Source organism: Methylobacterium sp. WL69 (assembly GCF_008039485.1).
In the GTDB taxonomy this organism is placed as follows: Bacteria; Pseudomonadota; Alphaproteobacteria; order Rhizobiales; family Beijerinckiaceae; genus Methylobacterium.
Genome location: NZ_VRUZ01000159.1, coordinates 1 through 4,606 on the forward strand (window position 1 = coordinate 1; position 4,606 = coordinate 4,606).

Here is a 4,606-nt window from a genome sequence, read left to right on the forward strand (position 1 = left end):
GCGTTTCCGGCGTCGACCGACGCCGGACGGATCACGGAACGAACGGGCCCTGCGGGGCCCGTTTTGCTGTTCGGGTCACGCCGCGCCGCCCGTCTGAGGATCGTGTGCCGGGACATGGAACGGGCAGGGCCATCCACGGTCGGCATCGCCATGGGCCCCGACGGCGTCATCACCGTGGAGCGCCCGCTGCCGGACCCGGCGCCGGGCGTCAGCCTCATCGTCCCGACCCGCGACCGCCTCGACCTCCTGCGGCCCTGCCTCGACAGCCTGATCCGGGGCACCGACTGGCCGGACCGGGAGATCCTGATCTGCGACAACGACAGTCGCGACCCCGAAACCCTGGCCTATCTCGGCGACCTGTCGGCACGGGGTGTCGCGCAGGTCGTGCCGTGCCCCGGCCCGTTCGATTTCGCCGCCATGAACAACCGGGCCGCGGCGCAGGCGAAGGGACGGGTCCTCGCCTTCGTCAACAACGACGTGACCGCCACCGATCCGGGCTGGCTCGGCCGGATGGTGCGCGAAGCCCTGCGCCCCGGGATCGGCGCCGTCGGTGCCCGCCTCGTCGACGGGCGCGGCCGCATCCAGCACGGCGGCGTGATCCTCGGTCCGGGGGGCCTCGTCACCCACGCGCACCGGTTCTTCGCCGGGGACGCGCCGGGCTATCTCTCGAGCCTGCGCGCCACCCGCGCGGTCTCGGCGGTGACGGCGGCCTGCCTCGTGGTCGAGGCGGGAAAGTTCTCGGCCGTCGGAGGGTTCGACGCCGCCGCCTTCGCCGTCGATTTCAACGATGTCGACCTGTGCCTGCGCCTCAACCAAGCCGGGTACCGCACCCTCTACGTCGGCGGCGCCGTCCTGACCCACGACGAAGCGGCGAGCCGGCGCTGGACGCCGGCGGCGCGGGCGCGCCACGACCGCGAGGTGGCGGCCTTCAAAAAGCGATGGGGGCCGCTGCTGGCGCAGGACCCCCATTATCACCCCGGATTCGATCCCGACCTCGGGACCTACGCGCGACTGCGCCCCGGCTGGCCGCAGGCCGGCCCGGTCGAGCCGCGCTGACCTTACTGGACGAGGCGCGGGCCGCCCGTCTGCACCTTCTCGTTCTCGGACATGATGCCGAGGCGCTTGGCGACTTCCGTGTAGGCCTCGATCAGGCCGCCGAGATCCTTGCGGAAGCGGTCCTTGTCGAGCTTGTCCGACGACTTGATGTCCCACAGGCGGCACGAATCCGGGGAGATCTCGTCGGCGACCACGATGCGCATCATGTCGCCTTCCCACAGGCGGCCGGTCTCGATCTTGAAGTCGACGAGGCGGATGCCGACGCCGAGGAAGAGGCCCGACAGGAAGTCGTTGACCCGGATGGCCAGGGCCATGATGTCGTCGATCTCCTGGGGCGTCGCCCAGCCGAAGGCGGTGATGTGCTCTTCCGACACCATCGGATCGTTGAGCGCGTCGTTCTTGTAGTAGAACTCGATGATCGAGCGCGGCAGCTGCGTGCCTTCCTCGAGGCCGAGCCGCGTCGCCAGGGACCCGGCGGCGACGTTGCGCACCACCACTTCGAGGGGGATGATCTCGACTTCGCGGATCAACTGCTCGCGCATGTTGAGGCGGCGGATGAAGTGCGTCGGCACGCCGATGTCGTTCAGGTGCTGGAAGACGAACTCGGAAATCCGGTTGTTCAGCACGCCCTTGCCGTCGATGACGTCGTGCTTCTGCGCGTTGAAGGCGGTGGCATCATCCTTGAAATGCTGGATGAGCGTTCCCGGCTCCGGACCCTCGTAGAGGACCTTCGCCTTGCCCTCGTAGATGCGACGGCGGCGGTTCATAGGCGTGTACCGTGGTTTGAGGAAGTCCAAGGGCCGTGGCTCCTTCGGGTGAGAGACGATGCGGAATCCGCGGCGTGGCGGCCGTTGGGGCGGCCGGGCCGTGAAGACGCATCGTTCGCCGAAAGCCTCCGCGACCGTAGCGCAAACTACCCGAAGCGCGCAGGCAGCACAACGCGTTGGCCGGATGGGTGCCATCCGCGCGCGCGAGGGCCGGACCCGGGTTTCGGGCGCCACGGTGAACGGATCGTGCCGCCCCTCGCGACGCGAGGGGCGTCGGGCGTCGACGGTCCCGAACGCGGCGACGGTCCTCTTAGGCGGCGACGGTCTTGGCCGGATACCGGCACAGATCCGCGATGGGGCAGATCGGGCAGTCGGGCCTGCGCGCCTTGCAGATGTAGCGCCCGAACAGGATCAGCCAGTGATGGGCGTTGAGCCGGTAGGGTTCCGGCACGATGGCCTCCAGGCCGGCCTGGACCTTGTCCGTCGTCGGGGCGACCACGAGGGGAATCCGGTTGGAGACCCGGAAGATGTGGGTGTCGACGGCGATGGTCGGGACCCCGAAGGCGACGTTGAGGACGACGCTCGCGGTCTTGGTGCCGACGCCGGGCAGGACTTCGAGGTCGCCCCGGGAATCCGGCACCTGCCCGCCGTGCCGTTCCACCAGGATGCGCGACAGCGCGATGACGTTCTTCGCCTTGGTGTTGAACAGCCCGATGGTGCGGATGAAGCTTCGGACCCGGTCTTCGCCCAGTGCCAGCATCTTCTCCGGCGTGTCGGCCACGGCGAAGAGCGGGGCGGTCGCGAGGTTGACGCCCTTGTCGGTGGCCTGGGCCGAGAGGACCACGGCGACGAGGAGGGTGTAGGCGTTGCGATAGACCAGCTCGGCCTTCGGCTCGGGATCGGCCGCGCGCAACCGCGAAAAAATCGTGTCGAGGATCTCGGGCCCGACCGCCGGTGCGACGATCGGGTCGGCCGCTGGGGCGACAATTCGCGGTTTCTTCGGCGCGGTCGGCTGTCGGGTACGCATCCGGGCGTTATATGGCCCGCATGGCGAGCGGCAACATCCCGATGCATCCGGACGGCCTCGATCCCGACAGCTTCGACCGTCCGGTCTTCCGGGCGACGATCCGGCCGAACCAGTCCTTGAGCCCGCACGGGTTCCGCAACGTCATGATCGCGTGCGGCGCGGTCTCCCTCGTCACCTCCGTCGCCTGCATCAGGGCCGGCTTCTGGCCCGTGGCCGGGTTCTTCGGCCTCGACATGCTCGCCCTCTACCTCGCCCTGAAGGCGAGCTTCCGCCGGGGCCGCTCGTTCGAGGAGGTGATGATCACGCCCCTCGTGGTGATGCTGGCCCGGGTGACGCACCGGGGGGAGCGACGCGAGTGGCGGTTCAATCCCCTGTGGACGAAGCTCACCAAGGTCGAGGACGAGGAGTACGGCCTTCAGACCCTGACCCTGGTGTCGCGCCGCGAATACGTCGTGGTGGCGCGCGACGCCTCGCCGATCGATCGCGAGGAGATCGCCCAGGAACTCGCCCGGGCGCTCGCCCACGTGAAGCGGGGATTTTGACCATGCGCGGTGGTGCGGTGATCGTCACGCTCGCCTGTGCCCTCTGGGCCGATGCGGCTTCGGCCCAGGTCACCGTCCGGTTCGTCGAGCCCGAGCGCTACACCGATGCGGAGAACCGTCTCGGATCGGGCCTGAGCCTGCGGGCCACCCTCGGGGAGATCCGCCGGATCATCGAAGGGTTCGGCCGCGACCTGCCGCCGGGCCGGAGCCTCGCCATCGACGTTCTCGATGTCGATCTCGCCGGGGTCGAGCGGCCCGGCGCCAACATCCCCTTCGGCCTGCGCGTCGTCAGCGACGTCACCCCGCCGCGGTTTCGCCTGCGCTACGTCCTGACCGAGGGCCGCCGCCGCATCGCCGCGGCCGAGGAGGTGGTGACCGACATCAACTTCCTGCTGCGGGCGTCGCGCCTGTCCAGCGGCGCCTTCGACCACGAGCGCGATCTGCTGCGGGATTGGTTCCGGCGCCGCATCGTCGAGGGTCGTCCCCCCGCCGGCTGATCGCGACGGGCACCATGGCCCCTAAGCGAAAGGCCGTCTGCGTGTGTTTCCAGGGGCTTGGGGAGCGATGTCACCCGAGCGTCGCAAAAAATACGGTCCGGCGTCATTTGGGCGTTGACGGGCCGGCCGGGTGTCCCTAGAAGCCTGTTCATCGGCGGCGGCCAGCGGAACCTTCGGGTTTCGGAGCGGCGGCCGGTACATCTCGGAGACGATTTATCGGATGGATGATCCGGCCTTGGCTGGATGATCCACTGTTTTTGTCTCTCGGGTGTCGTTCTGTCGGCGGGGTGGTTTGGCGGGTTCGCCGGATTGTCCGGGTTGACAGGATGGCGACGGGGCCCTAGACGCTCCGGACCGCTGGGACGGCTCACCAATGGTGAGGTCGGTACCACGGTTTCCCAAGTCTGGCAATCGGGTTTCGTGCGGGCGTCCGCGCGGTCTGGTTGGATCGGGTTTCCGGAGTGATCCGGCGTTCTTTGACAAGTGAATCTGAGAAAGAGAAGCGTGGACGGCGTTGTCCTTGCGGATCTCCTGTAGCGGGAGATCGTGAGACGATTGCCGAGACACACTTCGAGAGCTCACACCGGAATGACGGAAACGTCTTCTGGTTTGTGTGCTTCCGTTATGATGTGATCGGTCTAGATCAACTCTTCAACTTGAGAGTTTGATCCTGGCTCAGAGCGAACGCTGGCGGCAGGCTTAACACATGCAAGTCGA

The 4,606-nt window shown here is 68.0% G+C and carries 5 protein-coding genes and 1 rRNA gene; 4 read left to right on the forward strand and 2 right to left on the reverse strand.

Going from position 1 to position 4,606, the window contains the following annotated elements; genetic code table 11:
• On the forward strand, positions 1–1,056 hold a 1,056-nt coding region (locus FV218_RS21850), incomplete at its 5' end, for a glycosyltransferase (protein WP_147711535.1).
• 2 nt (positions 1,057–1,058) lie between these two features.
• On the opposite strand, the gene purC is transcribed toward FV218_RS21850, so the two are convergent.
• Positions 1,059–1,853, reverse strand: coding sequence for a phosphoribosylaminoimidazolesuccinocarboxamide synthase (purC, locus tag FV218_RS21855; RefSeq protein ID WP_055955211.1), 795 nt, complete (start codon positions 1,851–1,853; stop codon positions 1,059–1,061).
• Between the two features lie 280 nt (positions 1,854–2,133).
• Positions 2,134–2,850, reverse strand: a complete 717-nt coding sequence (nth, locus tag FV218_RS21860) for an endonuclease III (RefSeq protein ID WP_147711536.1) — start codon at positions 2,848–2,850, stop codon at positions 2,134–2,136.
• A 20-nt stretch (positions 2,851–2,870) separates the two neighbouring features.
• Here nth and FV218_RS21865 point away from each other — a divergent pair, with 20 nt between their 5' ends.
• The 3 genes from FV218_RS21865 to FV218_RS23025 form a co-directional block, all read left to right on the forward strand.
• Positions 2,871–3,392, forward strand: coding sequence for a DUF2244 domain-containing protein (locus FV218_RS21865; protein WP_147711537.1), 522 nt, complete (start codon positions 2,871–2,873; stop codon positions 3,390–3,392).
• A gap of 2 nt (positions 3,393–3,394) precedes the next feature.
• A complete protein-coding gene (locus FV218_RS21870) occupies positions 3,395–3,889 on the forward strand; it encodes a DUF3016 domain-containing protein (RefSeq protein ID WP_147711538.1) in 495 nt (164 codons plus the stop codon).
• A gap of 652 nt (positions 3,890–4,541) precedes the next feature.
• A 16S ribosomal RNA gene (locus tag FV218_RS23025) occupies positions 4,542–4,606 on the forward strand; the annotation flags it as partial.

What these genes read in the sequence shown, in the direction of transcription:
- nth (WP_147711536.1), bottom strand. Translation starts at nt 2,850, where the DNA reads ATGCGTACCCGACAGCCGACCGCGCCGAAGAAACCGCGAATTGTCGCC.
- FV218_RS21865 (WP_147711537.1), top strand. Translation starts at nt 2,871, where the DNA reads ATGGCGAGCGGCAACATCCCGATGCATCCGGACGGCCTCGATCCCGAC.
- FV218_RS21870 (WP_147711538.1), top strand. Translation starts at nt 3,395, where the DNA reads ATGCGCGGTGGTGCGGTGATCGTCACGCTCGCCTGTGCCCTCTGGGCC.